General features: G+C 51.8%; 16 protein-coding genes. 7 read left to right on the top strand and 9 right to left on the bottom strand.

Features of this window, described 5'->3' with window-relative positions; translation table 11 throughout:
* Positions 1-53: 53 nt before the first annotated feature.
* The 5 genes from C4J92_RS14130 to C4J92_RS14110 all read right to left on the bottom strand — a co-directional run bounded on the left by C4J92_RS14130 (position 54) and on the right by C4J92_RS14110 (position 5,429).
* Positions 54-995 (bottom strand): LysR family transcriptional regulator, encoded by a 942-nt coding sequence (locus C4J92_RS14130; protein ID WP_124404289.1) that lies wholly within the window; start codon positions 993-995, stop codon positions 54-56.
* Positions 996-1,553 (bottom strand): cytochrome b, encoded by a 558-nt coding sequence (locus C4J92_RS14125; RefSeq protein ID WP_124404288.1) that lies wholly within the window; start codon positions 1,551-1,553, stop codon positions 996-998.
* On the bottom strand, positions 1,553-2,629 hold the full coding sequence (locus tag C4J92_RS14120) for a catalase family peroxidase (RefSeq protein ID WP_124404287.1): 1,077 nt from the start codon (positions 2,627-2,629) through the stop codon (positions 1,553-1,555). The genes C4J92_RS14125 and C4J92_RS14120 overlap by 1 nt, the downstream gene beginning before the upstream one ends.
* 259 nt (positions 2,630-2,888) lie before the next feature.
* The gene (locus C4J92_RS14115) at positions 2,889-3,842 is read right to left on the bottom strand and encodes a PDR/VanB family oxidoreductase (RefSeq protein WP_124404286.1); all 954 of its coding nucleotides are present in this window, start codon (positions 3,840-3,842) and stop codon (positions 2,889-2,891) included.
* Positions 3,843-3,908: 66 nt separating this feature from the next.
* Positions 3,909-5,429, bottom strand: coding sequence for an aldehyde dehydrogenase (locus C4J92_RS14110; protein ID WP_065876911.1), 1,521 nt, complete (start codon positions 5,427-5,429; stop codon positions 3,909-3,911).
* A gap of 384 nt (positions 5,430-5,813) precedes the next feature.
* Here C4J92_RS14110 and C4J92_RS14105 point away from each other — a divergent pair, with 384 nt between their 5' ends.
* Complete coding sequence (locus C4J92_RS14105; RefSeq protein ID WP_015372130.1) at positions 5,814-6,446, top strand: TetR/AcrR family transcriptional regulator; 633 nt, start codon at positions 5,814-5,816, stop codon at positions 6,444-6,446.
* Here the strand turns inward: C4J92_RS14105 and C4J92_RS14100 are convergent.
* The 4 genes from C4J92_RS14100 to C4J92_RS14085 form a co-directional block, all read right to left on the bottom strand.
* Entirely contained in the window at positions 6,430-7,428 is a 999-nt protein-coding gene (locus C4J92_RS14100) for a LysR family transcriptional regulator (RefSeq protein WP_256657410.1), read from the bottom strand. The genes C4J92_RS14105 and C4J92_RS14100 overlap by 17 nt on opposite strands.
* A gap of 237 nt (positions 7,429-7,665) precedes the next feature.
* Complete coding sequence (locus C4J92_RS14095) at positions 7,666-8,970, bottom strand: FAD-binding oxidoreductase (protein ID WP_124404285.1); 1,305 nt, start codon at positions 8,968-8,970, stop codon at positions 7,666-7,668.
* A gap of 71 nt (positions 8,971-9,041) precedes the next feature.
* Complete coding sequence (locus tag C4J92_RS14090) at positions 9,042-9,482, bottom strand: Rid family hydrolase (RefSeq protein WP_003232737.1); 441 nt, start codon at positions 9,480-9,482, stop codon at positions 9,042-9,044.
* 53 nt (positions 9,483-9,535) lie between these two features.
* Positions 9,536-10,675, bottom strand: a complete 1,140-nt coding sequence (locus C4J92_RS14085; protein ID WP_124404284.1) for a tyramine oxidase subunit B — start codon at positions 10,673-10,675, stop codon at positions 9,536-9,538.
* A gap of 479 nt (positions 10,676-11,154) precedes the next feature.
* Here C4J92_RS14085 and C4J92_RS14080 point away from each other — a divergent pair, with 479 nt between their 5' ends.
* The 6 genes from C4J92_RS14080 (at position 11,155) to C4J92_RS14055 (ending at position 18,450) form a co-directional block, all read left to right on the top strand.
* Positions 11,155-11,661, top strand: coding sequence for a nuclear transport factor 2 family protein (locus C4J92_RS14080; protein ID WP_124404283.1), 507 nt, complete (start codon positions 11,155-11,157; stop codon positions 11,659-11,661).
* Positions 11,658-12,758 carry an amidase gene (locus tag C4J92_RS14075; protein WP_124404282.1) on the top strand — a complete coding sequence of 367 codons (1,101 nt, stop codon included), beginning with the start codon at positions 11,658-11,660 and terminating at the stop codon, positions 12,756-12,758. Before C4J92_RS14080 ends, C4J92_RS14075 begins: the two co-directional genes overlap by 4 nt.
* Before the next feature lie 586 nt (positions 12,759-13,344).
* On the top strand, positions 13,345-14,769 hold the full coding sequence (locus tag C4J92_RS14070) for an APC family permease (protein ID WP_124404281.1): 1,425 nt from the start codon (positions 13,345-13,347) through the stop codon (positions 14,767-14,769).
* A gap of 198 nt (positions 14,770-14,967) precedes the next feature.
* Positions 14,968-16,218: a Rieske 2Fe-2S domain-containing protein gene (locus C4J92_RS14065; RefSeq protein WP_372238395.1), complete on the top strand. Its 1,251-nt coding sequence runs from the start codon at positions 14,968-14,970 to the stop codon at positions 16,216-16,218.
* Positions 16,219-16,695, top strand: a complete 477-nt coding sequence (locus C4J92_RS14060; protein WP_124404279.1) for an aromatic-ring-hydroxylating dioxygenase subunit beta — start codon at positions 16,219-16,221, stop codon at positions 16,693-16,695.
* Between the two features lie 444 nt (positions 16,696-17,139).
* Positions 17,140-18,450, top strand: a complete 1,311-nt coding sequence (locus C4J92_RS14055; protein ID WP_256657501.1) for an alginate export family protein — start codon at positions 17,140-17,142, stop codon at positions 18,448-18,450.
* Positions 18,451-18,557 lie beyond the last annotated feature (107 nt).

Raw genomic sequence — 18,557 nt, 5'->3', positions numbered from 1 at the left:
ATTGCAGTTCCCCATTCGTGGGTTACAGGGTTTATAAAGAATGCTCGCACGCCTCATTTGATATGAACTCCAGTATGGCTGCCGGAGGCAAACAGACTAATAATTAACCCGCGCAGCCAGGTTATCCCGGCATCCGATAGGAAACGGCTATGGCAATAAAGTCCCACCGAGATGGCTGGCAATTCGATGAGCAGACTCAACAGCCGATAGCGCTGGTCGTGGTTTAGCTGCATGGCAATGGCACGCGGCAGAATCAATGCCAGATCAGTGTTGGCAACGATTTTCGGGGCAATCGTGAAGTTAGGCACTTTCAGAGCGATTTCGCGCGCAATGCCGGCCTTTCCGAATGCTGCATCGGCGGTTAGGCCATGGCCGGTAATATTGCTCGAAACGTCAACAAAGCGCAGGGCGAGTATGTCCTGAACGCTCAATTCATTTTCCTGAAAAGGATGGCCGTCGCGCAACAGACAAATGAATTCGTCGTCTAGCAATTTTTCGTGGATGCACTCTTCACCAAGTTCTACCAGATAGCCTATCGCGATATCTACATCACCTTTGCGCAATGCCATAGCCAGTTGCTCTATAGGCATTTGACGCACATCCAGGCGTACTCTCGGCGCCTCGCGCGCTAGCACTTCCATCACCGTCGGTAGCACATAAAGTTGCGACATATCCGACATGGAGATGCGAAAAGTACGATCCGCTGTTTTCGGTTCAAAGTTCGAAAACATCATTAATGCGCTTTGAATAATAATCAGCGCATGTTCAATGGGTCCGTGCAGGCGAATAGCTGCGTCAGTCGGCTCCATCGACGTTGCTGTTCGTACGAACAGCGGATCGTCAAACACATCGCGTAGTCGACGCAGTGCGTGACTGACGGCGGGCTGGCTGAGGTGTAGGCGTTCCGCCGCGATTGTCAGGCTGCGGTGTTCCCAAATAGCCACAAAAGTCCTGAGAAGATTCAGATCGATCGTGGCCATGTTGATGTGCGTCATTTATTTACCACGAGCCTTACGCGTGATGCTGGAAAAGACGCCGTCGCGGTATATCCAGGCATGTATCAGCGCTGCGCAAAGATGTCCTAACACAAGCAGAAACAGAACCCAGGCGAATAACCCATGTGCGGCCCGAAACCAAGCGTAAAGCGCGGAGCTGACAGGAGCAATGGGTGGAAGGTTCCAGCCCGCGAACATGGTGACAGGCCAATTTCCGGCAGAGAGCGTCGCCCAACCGAGCAGTGGCAGGCAGAGCATCAGCAAGTAGAGCAATAGATGCGAAACATGCGCCGCCATTGCCTGCCAGTAAGGTACGCTGGCAGGCAATGGCGGCATGGTGCTTAAAAGCCGATTGCCTAGACGCAGGATAGCCAAAAGAAGAATGGCGATTCCCAGAGGCCTATGAAGATCAATGAGCCAGGGACGCAGGCTCAGAGAAGACATCATGCCTACACCTATAAATAGCATAGCCAGGATAAGGACAGCCATGAGCCAATGGAGAAGCCGTGCCGCGAAGTTGAAACTTTGCACACCGGTGTGCTTCTGCTGGGTATGCATTATTTGATTTCCTTTTTGCCAACCGCGTCAGTGGCTTTACCAAAACCGATTTCTCGTAATCGGGCGTTATAGGACTGGGAGTAAATACCCGCACGGGCTGCAAGAACAGGATCGTCTGAAAGCGCTATTCCTGAAGGTACAAGCGTCGGGTCAAAGTTAATGTCACGACATGCCCCATGAGTTTGCTCTACCACCTGGTTGACCTCTAACGTTCCAGCGATTACCTCCTTGCGGTTGCTCGGCCATGGTTGAGAAGGGTCGTTCACCGGATCTCCCGCCTCGGCGAGTTGGAATACCAGATCCCAGTACAAGGGTGCTACACCCACACGCTGAGTTATTTCATCAAACAGGAAGTCATGACTGGCTTGCGCATGAGCCTCTTTGCTCAACATCTCTACCGCCGCATGAGGGCGCATGGACCAGCGCACAGGTTGACGTTTTCCATCCGCTGCAATGAGTACGAAGGCGTTGATGGAATTATATTCGGTTCCTGCAAAACTGGCCGGCCAAGTCGCGTTCGCCTCTCGCTCTACAGACTTGCGAGCCTCTGGATATTTTTGAAAAAACGCGGCCACCTTGTCCGGGGCTGGGTGTCCAGTGGCAGCCACCGGTTCAAAGGCCTCGACCTGCGCCAGGAAACCCTCGGCATCCCGAGTCGCGAAGTAGGGTTCGTTGTTGAGCTTCATTCGCCACTGTGACTTATCGTCGCCTACCAGCATGAGTGCCATGCTGACGGTCGCCGTCGAATTGTCCGCCGCATGCGGGTCCACGGTGCCGATTGAAAAACGCCCGACGGCGGGGATGTTGGCCGGTAGAAAAATACGTGAGATCGACAGAGGGACGGCCTCGCCGCTCGCATGAAAAGTCCCACTGAAACACATACCCTTACCGTGCGCCCGTCGATAGCCTGGTGGAAAATTATCCAGGGAGTCACCCAGAAACTCTTTTGTGGTAACGCCGGTGCCTAAGAATCCTCCTGCCCAGGCAAAAGCCAGCACAAGAGCAGTCGCGATACTGAATATGCCCAACAACGGCACTCGATATTTCCATAAACCCTGAAGGTTATTCTTAAGCATAAAATTCTCAGCTGCACGTTGTCAGGCAGCGCTGGATTGAAACTGCCGAATGCTAGCGCCAACACTAACCGGCGCAAAGCAGTAGTCATGTGTAAGACAGGGGGATTTGAACCGCCGATACGGCAGGAAAAAATCCCGGTGGGCTCAATGGGTTTGCTTGAGCGGCAACGCATGACAATCCCTGCGCCATAGCCTGTGTGTCATTACATTGCTGAGGACGGCCAAGGCAAATGACGCCAGCGATGCACCGCTTTTGACGTTATATGTCCAGCACCAATCGTGGAGATTTTGATCGTGAACAGCATACCAATATCGTATCGTTCGCCGCTTTTTCATCAGCAGTGAGATACACATCGCGATGGTCTGGTTCACCCTCTAAAACATCACAGAGGCATGTGCCACAAACACCCTGCTCGCAGGATATTTCGATATCAATACCTACTTCAGCCAATGCTTGATAAATGGTCTGCCCGGTCATGACATTGACGGTTTTACCGCTGCGCGCCGCCACAACCTCAAAACCAGACCCATTGGTATCAATGTCGGCCTGAAAGTATTCGCGGTGAATGTGTGCATCAGGGTAGCCGAGTTCGAGAGCATTATTGATAACCCACTTCATAAAACCTCCCGGTCCACATGTATAGATGTGAGCCGTGTCCTGGCTGCCTCCTAATACGCGTTTGAGGTCCAGTTTGCTTTCAGGTTCATCGTCGAAGTGCAGCTGGACAGCTTGGGAAAATCCGGAGAGCTGCAACTCTTCAAGAAACGCACTTCGGCTACGTGAGCGTGCGCAATAATGCATTTCAAACGCCTTGCCCCTGGCTTCAAGCGCATAGGCCATGGCCAGCATCGGTGTGATGCCAATACCCCCTCCGAGCAGGATTGAACGTTCGGCATTCAAGTCCAGCGGGAAATGGTTACGAGGCAGGCTTATGTTTACCTTTACGCCTTCAAGTAATTCCTGATGGATTGCAATGGACCCACCCCTGGATTGAGGATCTCTCAATACCCCAAGGCGATAAATGCCTGCGTCAGCGGGATCGCCGCACAACGAATATTGGCGGATCACATTTGAGAGTAGGTGCACATCAATATGGGCACCGGCCTCAAAGGTCGGTAAATTGCCGCGGTCTGCCCGCGCCAACTCGATGACGACCACATCATCACCTTGCAGCACTCGTTTAAGCACGACTACGTTTAGGAGTTCATTCATCGGGTAATACCTGTACGCACGCGGGAAGACAATTCATATTGATGGTTTAAAAAAGCTCGCCAATCTTCATTCAGCCTGATCAAAAACACGCATAACACCGGCCTTGAGTGACGTGTGGGCGAGTAAGCCTTCTTCACCCAATTCATGACCTGCGCCTGAATCCTTCATGCCGCCGAAGGGGAGACTGAGATCCAGCACATTGTGGTTATTGATCCAGATAGTGCCTGCCTTCACGCCGCCGAAGAAGCTCGTGATCCGATCAACGTTTTTGGTCCAGATACTGGCCCCCAAACCAAATGAGGTCGCATTGGCGCGCTGGATAACCTCACGGTCGTCCTTGAAGGAAAAGGCTGTTAGCACCGGCCCAAAAATCTCCTTTTGGGATGTGATGCTGTTGTTTGTAAGGTCGGTCAAAATGGTAGGCTGGATATAAGCGCCAGGGCTGTTGATCGTTTCGCCCCCACACAGTAATTCTGCACCGGACTCAAGGCCCTGGTGGATCATGCTCATCACCTTGTCGCGGTGGGCGTGATGAACGAGTGGACCCATCTGCGAACTTAAATCCAGACCCGGGCCAATTTTGATGGTCCGTGCGATTTCAGCGACTCCCGCAGTGACTTCGGCGTAGTGGCGTTCGTGGACGTACAGCCGAGAACCTGCGCAGCAGTTTTGACCATGATTGCCGAAAATAGCCCAGGCAGCGCCGGGAATAGCGATGTTCAGATCGGCATCTTCGGCGATGACGACCGGTGACTTACCGCCGAGTTCAAGCGTGTATTTTTTCATCAGGGGCGCTGCTATTGCGGCGATTCGTTTCCCTGTCTCAGTCGAGCCTGTAAAACTTATCTTGTCCACGCCAGGGTGCTCAACAAGCGCCGCACCTACTTCATGACCTAGGCCGGTAATGACATTGACAACTCCAGGTGGAATGCCAGCTTCATTACACAGCTCCGCCAGGCGCAAAGTAGTGAACGGGGTTTGCTCAGCGGGCTTGAGAACAACAGTGCACCCCGTTGCAAGAACAGGTGCCAATTTCCAGACCGCTTGGCAAAGCGGCACGTTCCACGGGGTAATTGCTGCTACGACACCCAGTGGCGATCGTTTTGTGAAACCAAAGAATTTTTGATCCGGAAGGTAAGGAACGGACAAATCCAAGGTTTTTCCAGAGATTTTGGTGGACCACCCCGCCATATAACGCAGCGTATAAACCGACAGGTCCGCATCGAATGCGCGAGTGTTTCGAATAAGGCGGCCACTGCTGAGCGTCTCGAGTTCAGAAAGCTCCTGAGCGTTTTCCGCAATCAAATCAGCTAGCCGCAGCATCAAAGCTTCACGTTGATAGGGTCTCATTCTGGACCAGGCGCTGTCCTCAAATGCCTTGCGTGCAGCGGCAACTGCCAAGTCGACGTCAAACTGGTCTGCCTGTGCGATTTGACCTAATTCAAGACCGTTACTAGGATCGGCGATAGAAAAGTATTTTTCTGAATGCGGGTCCCTGAACTCACCATTAATGAAGATTTGGGTACGTTTGCCGATCCTGGATTTAGCCCCAGCGGTGAGGTGTTCGTAGTTATTTGCCAATGTCATGATCGAATGCCCATTGTTATTGTTTCAGGGGCCGCTATCGTACTAGCGGAATATAAAGGAAATTAATATCCCGCACCGCCACGAGTTGGACAATGACAGCAGAGGTACCTATTGTTGCCCTTGCTGCAACAAAGGCGAATCATCCAGGTGGTGCGTCCAATGTCTCACTTGCGTGTAGGACGAATTGGTTTTTGCTGATCGTGCCCTAGGTCGTGGACCACGACTGCACTAAGCTGAGACGATGACGATATCGGGTAAAACAGTAGTGCATCTGACCGGGCAGGTATATCTGGCCTGTATGGAATACAAGCAAGTATGGTCTTTAAGGCGAGTTAAGAGTGTTGTATAATTTCTGCAATTTTTTATGTAAAAAGGAAATTCTCAATGAGGGTTGCTAAAAACAATCAAAAGACTGAAGAGAAACGTACGGCTATTTTGGTCGAGGCAAGGATGGTATTTCTCGACTCGGGAAATGCTGGATTCAGTATGAGAAGCGTGGCTAAAAAAGTCGATATGTCGCTGAGTCATCTTCAATATTTTTTTCCGACCAAAGATCAGCTATTTTTGGAGATGGTCAGGTATACCGTAAATGACTATCTGAAAAATTATAAACTCATCATGATGGAGTCCTATAATAGTCCCGAACAACAGATGTGTGCTGTGTTGGATTATTTGTTTAGCGATCTCATGCGACTGGATGTTACAGCTATCTTCGTCGAGCTCTGGGGGATGGCACTCCGGGATGTAGAGGCGCGCCTTTTTCAGCGTAAACTGTACAGAGTCAATAGGCGAAAATTTTCGACAATCCTTACCAGGGTTTACCCTGATGCATCGCGTGAGACCATCAAGCGGGTCGCAACCCAGGTGCTGTTACACATCGATGGCATTATGGTGCTTTACATGGTGGATTGGCCGGATGCGCAGAATTATGAGCGAATAGTTCAAGACGCTAAATCCATCATATGGAGAATCATGGAAAATATCGCTCAGAAAAAAGAGGCTAGTCAACTGCCGTAGCTATGGCATTTTTCCGAACCAAGAAAATCTTATTGGGATTTCTGCTGGTGCAGTCACGAATGCGCCGAATCTGTGCGTTTATCGCCATTGCCAAGTAATGCACCAAATCACGCGAAAGAGGGGACAGCTTCCTGGATTGGCGCGAAATAATTTGTACTTGTGTTACATTCAATGCGTGATAATCGATAGGAATAGCTTTTAATGTGCCGTTGCATAACTCATCAATGACGGGAAAGTCACTGAGTATTGTTGAAGCTATGCCATTGCGCGTGAGGTCCAACATTATCTTCAGTGAGTTTGAAGTAATGTAAGGCTGGAAGTGAGCGCTGCTTTCACTTTGCAACTGATCAATAATTCCCCTGATCCGGTACTCAGGCGGGGGTAGAACAATATCTTCGTCAGCCAGGTCTTGAAGACTGAGTATCGATCTGCCCGCCAGCGGATGGTCGGGGTGGACAATAGCTCTCATGGGTTGATCGAAAGAATGGAGCCTATTGATGTTGGTGGTCTTGGTAGGGGAAAACACCAATCCTATGTCTGCTTCGTCTTCAGCGACCATTCGCTCAACTTCGTGAGAGGGCGCAATCAAAAGCTCAGTGTGCGATTGTCGGTTAGCTTTGAAAAATTGATAAAGCTCACCTATGGCCTGAGTACTAAGTAGTCCTTCGCCTACCGCAATGCTTGTTCTATTTAAATATCCTTCTTTGAGTTGGCCGAGTTTTTTCAAAAGTAGATTGTGATGACCCATACGCTCAACATAATAATCAACTGCAGCCTGACCAGCGGCGGTCAGGCAGATCCTGTGAGTACCTTCTTGTATGAGCTGAATACCGAGATCAGACTCCAGTTTTGCAATCTGGCGACTGATGGAGGAGACGGCGAGCTCCAGCTCTTCGGCCGCCGCGCGCATGGTTCCCAGTCTGGAGCTCAAATACAGATACTTGAAGCGTTGATCTTGAAGCTCAGTTTGGGAATTCATCATGGGTGCCTCGCACGGTTCGCATCATCAAGTTTTTTATTATGCTGACGAATCTATGCTAGTGAATGCCGGGAAGCAATACCGCGGGCTAGTTTTTTTGGTCAGTGACCTACAATATTTTTATAGCTTTTTGATCTAAGAAGGCATTCCTGTCTGCGCCGAAATTTGCGGTTCTAGGTTGCACGTTTGACTTTCTATGGGACTCTTGATTGCTGAGGTACCCCTGATTTTCTAGCGTGATCAGCTGTGCTGGCGCTTGAGGTGATACGGTGCGGGATTAACTATGGGTGTGTCGCCAGTTACGAGATCAGCGACCAGTTGTCCGGCTGCTGGAGAGGTGCCAAAACCATGCCCTGAGAATCCGGAAGCAAGCGTCAAGCCCGGAACTTTATCCACGGGGGATATCACTGGGAGGCCGTCCGGTGTTACATCGATCATGCCAGCCCATTCGAGCTCTATGATGGCTTTTTTAAAAGCGGGCCAAGCTTCAGTGAGATTGCGTAATGCAGCCCGATTCAGTCCGTGATTGACGTTCGGGTCTATTGTCCGTCTCTGCTCGAAAGCAGAGATATCTTGGTTAGAACTGCGTCGCGACAGGGCCAGTTCTGTCATGAACTCTCGTCCCAGGGAAAGATTCATGTTTTTCCATTGGGAACGCAGTGTGGAAAAGTAATGATGCCCGATCAGCAAGCTGTCAGGTACGATCGGCACCATGAAAGCTCCCCGGTTCGTAATGATGTATCCGCCGTCCTGATGTTTGCGAAAAGAGATATCTGGAGTTCCTACTGCGACCTCAGTCATTCCCTCTATCGTCAGAGGAGCCGTTCGAAGGACTGAGGCGACTACCGGCAACGTCAAAAGGGGAACACCGAAGGTAGCCAGGAAGCGTCTCGACCACATGCCGCCGGAAAGGATTACGTTATCGCAACGCACTTCCCCCCGCTCGGTTACAACACCGCTTACTCTGCCTGCCGACATGGATAGCGTTCGCACCGCGCAGTTCTCCACGATGATAACGCCTTTTGCAATAGCTGCCCGTGCGATGGCACTGCTGGCAAGAGTAGGCTCTGCTCGGCCATCAGAGGCTGTATAAATTCCGCCTGCCCAATCGACGGTGCACCCTGGAGAAAGATCAGCGATTTCTCTCGCCGTGACCAGGCGTGAGTCGAGCGAGGCATCAGCGACTGAGTTCAACCATTCTTGATGTAAAGCCATTTCTGAGGCTGAGCTGGCGGTATACAAAATACCGGTCTGTCTGTAGCCAACATCGGCATTGAGCCGTTGCGCCATGGTGCCCCATAGTTTTTCTGCAGCGATTGAAAGAGGCAGGTCCAGTTTGGCCCGCCCCATTTTCCTGATCCACCCCAGATTTCTCGAGGATTGTTCGCCAGCAATTCTGCCCTTTTCAAGTACTGTGACGGGTATGCCACGTTCTGCCAGCGACAATGCCGCAGTGAGTCCGATAATGCCCCCTCCGATCACCACCACTGTCGTGGCGGCAGGAAGAACGACAGAAGTCTGAACGGGAGAGATAGAGGGGGCCAAGTTTCTTATCCTTGATACTGTATACGTTATCGAAAGTGCACTGAATCGCTACGCCCTGAAGCTGCTAAGTGTCACGTATTGTTATGAGTAATCGTGATTTCTTTGACATTGGCCTTTGAGACCCCGCGATAGGCGGTGACTTCAATTTCAACTTTGTATATCTCAGATCCCAGAGGAGGGCTGGTCAGCGTCAGCGTTGGATTAATACCGCGCATTTTTTCTGCGTAGGTGGCCATTACGATATCTATGTCCTTCGCAAACGGTATGAACACGCGCGCGGCAACGATATCGCCAAGCGAAGCGTCAACGGCCGAAAGGGCATGTTCTATATTGGCCAAGACTTGAAGGGTCTGCTCAGCCGGGTCTTCGGGCATTTCCTTTGTGGCGGGATTGCGGCCGGCGGTATTGGATACGAAAATCAGATCGCCGACGGCGATGAGGCGCGAATAGCTACCCAGCTCCTCAAACTTGGATCCGGTTTTAACTTTAATAACGTCGATAACTTCTTTCATGTGGAGTGTCCGATATTCAATGAAAACTCAGAAGGCGCGGTGGCCGTGCGGGCTTAACTTAGCGTTGGGGTTTCCCAGAGATTAAGTTTGACGCCTATGCCTTTTTCGCAGGCGTTGCGATAAATCACGGTGCCCCACGCAACGTCTTCTACCGGCATACCGCCGACCGACATGATGATGATTTCATCGTCGTTTTTGCGGCCTGGTGCTTCACCGACAACAATCTTGCCCAGATCCTCGAGCTGGTCAGGTGACATTTTTCCTTCGTCTATCAGATCCAGGAATTGGATGCCCACTACTGGCACGATGTTGTGCACTGGCTTGGGATTTTCTTCATGCCATGCCTGGTAGAGAGAAGGATTGTCCAGAACCTTGCGGATGTCGGGTGACTGCATGCCTTCATCGATACTCGTCAAGGCGGGCATGGACAGAAACGTACCAGGGCTTACCCATTCACGCTTCACCACAGGATAGGCAGAGGCATCACCAATTGCTCCGGAATTGCAGAATGTGACGATGTCACAGTCGCGTACCACAGCTTCGTTGGTGTCAACCACATGAATGTTGACAATCTGCGGAAAAGTCTCACGAACCCACGATGTAAACGCATCGATATTTTTTTGGCCGCGTCCCCTGACTTTAACTGTGTCAATCTCAGGACATTCGGCAACAAATGCCGAAAGTGAGGTCTTCGCCATCACACCTGGACCCAGGATGCCAACCACCTTCGAATTCTTTTTGGCCAGATGGCGGGCGCCTACGCCAGGCACGGCGCCTGTTCGATAAGCAGAAAGAAGATTCGCTGACATGATTGCCAGAGGAGCGCCCGTATCGGCATCGTTGAGTACGAACAGAAGGATGGAGCGGGGGAGGCCCTTCTCTCTATTCGCGATATTGGATCCGTACCATTTCATCCCGGCTGTCCGAAATTGACCGCCAAGGTACGCAGGCATCGCCATGAAGCGTCGATCGGGGGTAGGTTTGGGCATGTCCGGAAAAGGCGAATTTTCAGGGAATACGACAACCGATCCGTGGGAGTTGTTATTCGGGCCTGCCATGCGGTAGTCGCCGTGGTACATAAGGGAAAACATCTCTTCCATCGTGTCCACGCAGGCGGCCATATTGGTAACGCCTGCCTGAATCATGTCCGGTTCGGAGAGGTATATAAAATCGATATTTGGGGAGTTGTGCATAGTCGTTGATGCTCACTTTGAAATACTGCTCTTTGCGCTGATGCGAAGCCTTCTCAGCGGGGGCGTGATTTGATCGGTTGCGCTCTCACCTTCAACACCGTTGTCATCGAATCGGACGGTCCAAATCTCAGGGCCCCAGACAATTGGCTGAGCCATAAAGGTCCCGCGCTTTTTGCGGCGCTTAACGGCTCTACATCCGCTTTGGAGCATTGGGGTCATGAGTTCTGGTGCTTGGGTTAAACGAGGTAACAGACAACGCTTATCCTACAGTTCGATTTATCGAACTCGATAACATTCGAGGCGACACTTGTTGTGGTAATGGCAACGCTTGATCCAGCGGTGCACAGGCGATATTTCCGTCTAGGATCAACAATGCCATTGCCTAAAAAGCAACACGATCCCGCGTTCCTGTGATTGTCGCTCGGTGTGTATGTCATTAATTTCCTTCTCTCGTTTGCACAATCGACAGGAGCCTTCTCATGATTTCCCCTATTTCTGACATTTCTTTACTGGAAGAGCGTATTCGGGAGCTTGAGGCCGAATCTGCGGTTCGCCATTTGCTGAATCGGTATATGTACCTGTGCGACGTTCCCGGACCTGCCGCGCGCGATAGCGCATTGGGCCAATTGTTCTGCCAGGACGCAGTGTGGCAGGGGGTCGGATCTCGATATGCCGTTAAGTTTGGGCGTTTAGAAGGGCGCAAAGCGATAGTTGCCATGCTCATGAATTACCTACCGCCGGCTCCTCACTTTGTGTCAAACATGCACTTTCTTTCCGGTGAACAGATAACGGTCGATGGTTTTCGAGCGAAAGGGCGGTGGGTAATGCAACAACTCAGTCGGTACGACTCTGGCCAATCCGAATCTATTGTCGCCGCCCTCAGCGTGGAATTTCTCTGGGACGCAGGTGCCTGGCGCATCTCCTCTTTTTCAACTGAACGCGTTGACGCCTATCGTCTCGAGAATGTTCAAGGAGCGTCACTGTGAACCCGCTGGTCATTGAATGTCGCATCGGCAGGCCGGGCCGGACAGTCGCGATCAAGGACTCTCTGGATGTGGCTGGGTGGCCAACACGATGTGGGAGTCGCGCTCTTGAACAGGCCGCGCCAGCGCAAGACCATGCAACCGTCGTGAAGGCACTTCTCGATGATGGATGGCAAATTATTGGCAAGACTGTGCTGCATGAGCTGGCTTTCGGTGTTACCGGTATTAATGAATGGGCTGGAACGCCAATTAATCCACAGGCACCGGATCGGATACCCGGTGGGTCTTCCAGCGGTTCAGCGGTCATCGTCGCTCAGGGAAATGTGGATGTTGCATTGGGTACTGATACAGGCGGTTCTGTTCGCATGCCGGCCGCCTGCTGTGGGGTGTTTGGCCTCAAGCCATCGTTCGGTCGGTTGAGCCGTCGCGGGGTTTATCCGGCTTCCAGTTCTCTTGATGTTGTAGGGCCAATGGCTCGTGATCTTGAGGGGATCGTCGCTGCGATGACTTCAATGGACTCAGCTTTCGCGGCGCACAAGCCTCTAGGGCAGTTCCGGGTAGCTTTGGTCAATGTCGCCTGCGATCCCGCTATTGAGCAAGCCATTCGGGAAGAGATGGTTCGCCGCGGCTGGGCCTGGGAAGTCGTCACGCTGCCGCTTCTTGATCAGGCATTCGAAGCTGCATTGACCGTCATTAATGCTGAAACGTGGGCTGCTTATGGTCATTACACCGGCCAGGCTTTACTGGGTGCCGATATTGAGGCGAGGTTACTGCGTGCGGCCAACACCGATGCCGTGGCCGTACAAGCTGCGCATGTGGTGCGCATGGCATTCAGCGAACAGGTAGACCATTTGCTGGAACGCTTCGATACACTTGTCCTTCCGAGTTTGCCTCGTCTGCCACCGCTATTGGTTGATGTATGCAAGGGTGAATCGGTGATCGATCTGACTCGCTTCCTCAGGCCGTTCAACTTGAGCGGGCACCCGGCATTGAGTGTGCCAATTCCATATCCGGGTTCCTCCATTAAAACCAGCCTGCAACTCATCGGAGCAAAGGGAGCGGATGCACGTCTGTGTGCCATTGCTGGTGCGTTCCTTTGAATAAATCAGCGTTCGTCATCGAGCGTAGCAAGCGCGCGGGTCAGGCGGTGCAATCAAAAAGTGACTCAGTACCTTCTCGGGCGACGAAGGACCTGATCAGGGATGTCACCCAAAAGGTTGCAGCGTTGCAATCTGTACAACGAATGTCGCTTACGGTGTCATCGTTTTCGCGGCGAAGTACTGCAAGGATACCGGTAGGCCGTACACCCATATGAAGCCGGCTACATGAGATGCGCAATCTACATCGCGCCGACAATTAGAAGGATACGCTTGAACCAGATTCAATCCGATTGCCAAGGCCAGGAATATACACTGCACATTGATGCCTCGTTGAATAGGCGTCATGAATCGTGTCATCGAAGACAAGTGACTGGTTTGAGTTCCTGAGTACCCGCCTTTTGGCAAGATAACAGTTTGGTGAACTTGGCAACGAGTGAAGAGCGATATAAAGATAGCCAGGCTGCGGTTTTCAGGGGCAGCGGGCGGGTATCGCTTGCGCTTGAGGAGCGCTCGCGTTGGTCCGCAAGGATGCTGCTGCATCGATTTATTTCCGTTATTCATAAAATAATTAGAGTGGAGAATTGGGATGACAGAGCTATCCGAGCCCCTATCTGCAGATGTACCTGCAGGCGGCCAGCAATTAGAAGGTAATCTCAGTGCTTATAAAATCGCGTTATTGGTGATTGCAGCTGCAGGACCGTTAGGGGCGGTTCTCACCGCAGCCCCCATTGCTTTTGAGCACGGTAATGGCGCTGGCCTTGCCGGAGCATTCCTGCTGGCAGGAATTCTGATGATTTTTTTCTCGATAGGGTATGGCGAATTAATCCGGTCGATCCCGGGGGCCGGCGCATTTTACAAGTACCTCACGGTGATCTTTGGACGGGGCGTAGGAGCGGGGGCGGCATGGGTTGCCTTAGCCTCTTATCTGGCGATTACCACGGCGATTGCTGTGGCGTCTGGGTATTACACGAATATGACCATGCAAGGGTTTGGTATTGATATCGGCTGGGCAGCATGGACCGTTTTATACGTGGGGGCGATCTGTTACTTGGGTCGGGCGAATATTGATTTTGCCGCAAAGATCCTCGTGCCTTTGGTGCTTGCAGAGTTCCTTGTGCTTTTTCTATTGGGTATTTCTATATTCTTGGATAAAGGTCTTAACGCCTTCCCGGTTCAAGCCATCTCGGTAGACGCAATAATGTTGCCGGGGCTGGGGGTTGGGCTCATGGTGGCGCTGGCATCATTCCTCGGTGTCGAGTCCGCCGCGCTTTATGCGATGGAAGCCAGGAAGCCAGCAAAAACCATTCCGCATGCCACTCGTTTGGCGGTCGTTTTGGTAGGCGTCGCCTACTTGATCATTATCTGGCTGATCATTGGTGAGGTTGGGTTTGACTCCATCAAGGACGAGGCAGCAATAGCGAAGGGCGGGTTGGTCATTAATTTGTTCACGACTCGTTTGGGTAGCACGATGGCGACAATTGTTTCCCTAATGCTGTGCACCAGCAACTTTTGCTGTTTGTTGTCACTGCATAATGCTGCGACGCGGTACGTTCAAGTTTTGGCCAAAGACAGGCACTTGCCGAATGTTCTTTCACATGTTCATGAAACGAAAAAATCTCCAGCCAATGCAAGTCTGCTTGTGACCGTGCTCGTTGCGCTGACTATTATCGTCTCTTCCTCCCTGGGCTATGACGCCTTTGTATTTTTGTTTCCCGTAACAGTGGCATTGTCGACGCTTGGATTGATAGGGCTTCAGACATTTGTCACATTGGGGGTCGTCGTTCACTTCAAAAAAGCCAACGATAAACGGTATTTTAAAACATTACTCAGCCCACTCATCGCACTGGCTGGTCTTAGTACTGCCGTTTATCTCATCTACGATAATTACGGCATGCTAACGGGCAGTGAATCTGCCTGGGTCAATGGCACTCCATTACTTCTGGTTGTCTTGTTTCTCTACGGGATAATCAAGGGGCGCTTCAGGAAAGCTGACTCGTCCGGGGTCAAATGATATAGGCCTTGCCTACACCGCCGTTAAGCTTGAACCAGGTGGGCTGACGCTTGTTGTCTTTAAAACAATAAACCTCTTGCGGTCGGCGGTTGATGAGCTGTGGGTGCGGGCTTAAGGTTATTTCAAAATAACTCTCGTCACATTGCGATAGAAAGGTAATTAATTGTGAACGATTTAATTAACGTTGTCGGGCTTGATATGGAGCCCGCAAGCTTGGTCAAGCACGACCGCGTGCACACCTCGTTGTACACCGACGCCAAGCTGTTTGACATGGAACTGGAAAAGATTTTCTACAGTACCTGGGTCTGGGTCGCGCACGTCAGCGAGATCCCGGAGGCGGGCAGCTACAAAAGCACCTACATCGGCAAGCAACCGGTGATCGTGGTGCGCGACCGCAAGAAACAGGTCCATGTGCACCTCAACCGCTGCCGCCATCGCGGCGCTACGGTATGCGAACACAAGAAGGGCAAGACCAACAGCTTTGTCTGCCCATATCACGGCTGGAGTTACGCGCTGGATGGTTCACTGCGTGGTGTGCCGAGCCCTGAAAGCTACGGTGATTGCCTGGATAAGGGCGAGCTGCCTCTGGTCAGCCTGCGTGTTGAAGAATACGCGGGCATGCTGTTTGCCACTCTCAAGGATGACATCGAACCACTGCTCGACTTCCTTGGGCCTGCCAAGAAATGGATCGACCTGTTCATGAAACAGGGCGCCGGTTACCCGATCAAGGTCCCAGGCGAGCACCGTTTTCGCTTTCCGGGCAACTGGAAAATCCAGTTGGAAAATACCACAGACGCTTACCACTTCCCGCTGGTGCACAAGTCATTCCTGGCATCGGTTGATGAGCAAACCCTCAAACTGTTCGACTTCGTTGAAGGGCCGGGTTACGTCGAAGACCTTGGTAACGGGCACAGCGTAATGGTGATGATCCCCGACCTGGTGGATCTTGAAGCCGATCTCGACAAACCGATTCCGGAGCGCTTCGAGGAGCTTGCTGGGCAATTGCGCGAAGACGGTATCGAAGAGCAGCAAGTGCGCCGTATTGTTCGTGCTGTCGGTGGCTCGGGTTTCAATCTTAACCTGTTCCCCAACGTTGCCTGTTCCATGGCGTTTTTCCGCGCGCTGCAACCGATATCGGTGACAGAGACAGAAATTCATCACTCGGTAATCACCATGGACGGCGGCCCTGCTATAGCCAACCGCTACCGCCTGCGTTTGCATGAGCATTTCCAGGGTCCGATGGGCTTTGGTACTCCGGACGATTCCGAAGCCTGGGAGCGTGTGCAGAAAGGCACCAGTGCTGGCGAAGACCTGTGGATCATGTTGAACCGTGGCCTGCCGGGTGAGAAACCGACCGAAGACGGGCTGGTCAGCGATGTAAGCGCCGAGACCGGCATGCGCGCTGCTTACCAGCAGTGGAAAAAGATGATGACGGCAGAGACTAAGTAAATGAACCTGCAATTACTGAATCAAGTCACCGCTTTTATCTGGGCTGAAGGCGACATGCTCGACCATGGCGAATTCGACACCTGGTTGAGCCTGTGGAACGAAAAGGGTACTTACATTATCCCGATCAATCCCAAAGAAGAAGACTTCGAAAACACCCTCAACTACGCCTATGACGATCATCACATGCGTCAGTTACGAATCCAGCGTCTGACCGGAGGTGATTCGATTTCCACTAGCCCGCAGCCGCGTACCGTGCGTACCCTGTCACGTTTTCGTGTGCTATTCGAAAGCGATGAAAAAGTGACGGTCCGTTGCGCGCAAAACTTGCGCGAGTTCCGTAAGGACTCGTTTAAACATTACAGTGCGGACATCGTCTACGAACTTGAGCGTATCAGTGACACGTTCAAGATCGAGCGCAAGTTGATCCGTTTGATCAACGCTGACGACGCGCTTGCATGCATCGGTTATATACTTTGAGTTGATATTGGCGGATGCCTCGGATGGGGAGTATCGGCGCGGCGTCTGGCGAATATAAAGCGGTACCTTCTGACACACGCCAAAGGGTGGGTCGGAAGGTATCTTGTGAGTATTGGGCGTTTGTTCATAACAAAAAATCCGTTCTTTCCCTACCGGACTGATGTTCGCATAGTCTGCCCGATGCTACTGCCGTAAATACAATAATGTGTCCGTCAGGCTGGGTATGAGATATTCAAGTGACTATCGCGAGAAGGTGATAATAATAAGTCAGGCAATACATGAACCAAGCTTTAGGCTGCGCAACTATTAATTAGTCGCTCGCCTTGACTACCTTAACGACTGCAGAATCCTGGCGGTATTTAAATGTAGGTTGATGAATAACCCATTTAGGGCATCGCTTAACTCAATAAGAAAAATGGAAATGCAACCATGCGCCGATATTCCATGCTTCACTTTTTTACCCTCGCAGCACTATTCAATACGATAACTCCTGTAAATGCTTACGAGCTTTTTTCCCAAGACGACACCCATCTGAATGTTAACCTGGATGCGGTGTTTGGCGTTTTCCACAGTCGTGAAAATTACCCGGCCTCTGGCCGGTTAAAACAGGGATCGTCCTTGTGGCGGGAGGGTTACATCAAGTATGGCGTGAGTGCCGACCAGGGGATAGGAAACGCAGGCACTGCCTATGGAGCCTTCTCGCTAGTCAGTTCGGCAACCTGGGGGGATGGGGACGCTGCGGGCTACACTGATGGCTCTGAACGCACCACCAAGATCGAGGATGCTTATCTGGGATGGCGTTCGGGCAACTTGTTTGAGGTCATTGGCAAAGACGGTATCGACGTTTCATTCGGTCGACAAAATATTGCAGTGGGCGACGGCTTCCTTATTCAGGGTGACGCCTTCAGTGCGGGTCGCGGTCTCGCGGACGGCCAATACAACCGCGGGGGCGCTTTCTACGTTGCTGCCCGTAAAGCATTCGATAAGACAGTAGTGTTGCGCATTGGCGGTAAGGAGGGCTGGCGTAGCGATCTGATGTGGCTTAAATCCGATAACCCCGCTCAGGCCAATACTGAGATGTACGTTGGCACGCTGGAACATGTGGCGGCAGCGGGTACCGTCGGTCTGACATACGTCAACACCAAGAATGTCGCTAAACAGTACGCTTCCCCCTTGCAGCTTGAGCGTGACGGCATGAAGACCTACAGCGTGCGCGCAGCGGGTAATGCGGGCGTGCAAAACCTGTTTTTGTCGGGTGAATACGCCACGCAAAACAAACCGAATGCGGCGAATGAGGACGCCTGGTATCTGGAAGCAGGGTGGACCTTTGCTGATGCTATGTGGAAGCCGAACGCCAGCTATCGCTACAGCCGCTTTTCAGAAGGTTATGACACCTTGTTTTATGGAACGGGCCGTGGCTACGGCACATGGTTCCAGGGTGAAGTGGCAAGTAACTATGCTGGCCCCTTCAACAATAATTCTCGTATCCAGAACGTCACGTTGAAGGTCTCCCCTTTGGAAAGTCTGACCATTGGGGCAATGTACTTCAATTACGACACCATCGACCGTAACGTGCGTAACACCGATGGCCATGAAATCGACTTGTATGCCGAATGGCGCGTTAATCAGCACCTGACTGTTTTGCCGTTGGTAGGCTTCTACCAGCCAGTCAAGAGCGCAGAACAGGGCGGGACGCAGTTGGGTAACAACGATAGAAATATCTACACCCAGTTGGTGTTTGCTACGACATTTTGATATCCGGCGGGTGACTAATGTCACCCGTTTTCGTTCCTGACCCTTCGCGAAAGATGGTGTCCATGTACGCTATTGGCCACCGCATCGACTGCCCTTCTGACCTTTAA

Origin of the sequence: Pseudomonas sp. R3-18-08, from assembly GCF_003852065.1 — a bacterium.
In the GTDB taxonomy this organism is placed as follows: Bacteria; Pseudomonadota; Gammaproteobacteria; order Pseudomonadales; family Pseudomonadaceae; genus Aquipseudomonas.
This window is presented reverse-complemented; position numbering and strand designations above follow the sequence as displayed.

What these genes read in the sequence shown, in the direction of transcription:
- C4J92_RS14125 (WP_124404288.1), bottom strand. Translation starts at nt 1,553, where the DNA reads ATGCATACCCAGCAGAAGCACACCGGTGTGCAAAGTTTCAACTTCGCG.
- C4J92_RS14130 (WP_124404289.1), bottom strand. Translation starts at nt 995, where the DNA reads ATGACGCACATCAACATGGCCACGATCGATCTGAATCTTCTCAGGACT.
- C4J92_RS14115 (WP_124404286.1), bottom strand. Translation starts at nt 3,842, where the DNA reads ATGAATGAACTCCTAAACGTAGTCGTGCTTAAACGAGTGCTGCAAGGT.
- C4J92_RS14085 (WP_124404284.1), bottom strand. Translation starts at nt 10,675, where the DNA reads ATGCACAACTCCCCAAATATCGATTTTATATACCTCTCCGAACCGGAC.
- C4J92_RS14100 (WP_256657410.1), bottom strand. Translation starts at nt 7,428, where the DNA reads ATGATGAATTCCCAAACTGAGCTTCAAGATCAACGCTTCAAGTATCTG.
- C4J92_RS14065 (WP_372238395.1), top strand. Translation starts at nt 14,968, where the DNA reads ATGGAGCCCGCAAGCTTGGTCAAGCACGACCGCGTGCACACCTCGTTG.
- C4J92_RS14105 (WP_015372130.1), top strand. Translation starts at nt 5,814, where the DNA reads ATGAGGGTTGCTAAAAACAATCAAAAGACTGAAGAGAAACGTACGGCT.
- C4J92_RS14120 (WP_124404287.1), bottom strand. Translation starts at nt 2,629, where the DNA reads ATGCTTAAGAATAACCTTCAGGGTTTATGGAAATATCGAGTGCCGTTG.
- C4J92_RS14055 (WP_256657501.1), top strand. Translation starts at nt 17,140, where the DNA reads ATGCTTCACTTTTTTACCCTCGCAGCACTATTCAATACGATAACTCCT.
- C4J92_RS14080 (WP_124404283.1), top strand. Translation starts at nt 11,155, where the DNA reads ATGATTTCCCCTATTTCTGACATTTCTTTACTGGAAGAGCGTATTCGG.
- C4J92_RS14110 (WP_065876911.1), bottom strand. Translation starts at nt 5,429, where the DNA reads ATGACATTGGCAAATAACTACGAACACCTCACCGCTGGGGCTAAATCC.
- C4J92_RS14060 (WP_124404279.1), top strand. Translation starts at nt 16,219, where the DNA reads ATGAACCTGCAATTACTGAATCAAGTCACCGCTTTTATCTGGGCTGAA.
- C4J92_RS14090 (WP_003232737.1), bottom strand. Translation starts at nt 9,482, where the DNA reads ATGAAAGAAGTTATCGACGTTATTAAAGTTAAAACCGGATCCAAGTTT.
- C4J92_RS14070 (WP_124404281.1), top strand. Translation starts at nt 13,345, where the DNA reads ATGACAGAGCTATCCGAGCCCCTATCTGCAGATGTACCTGCAGGCGGC.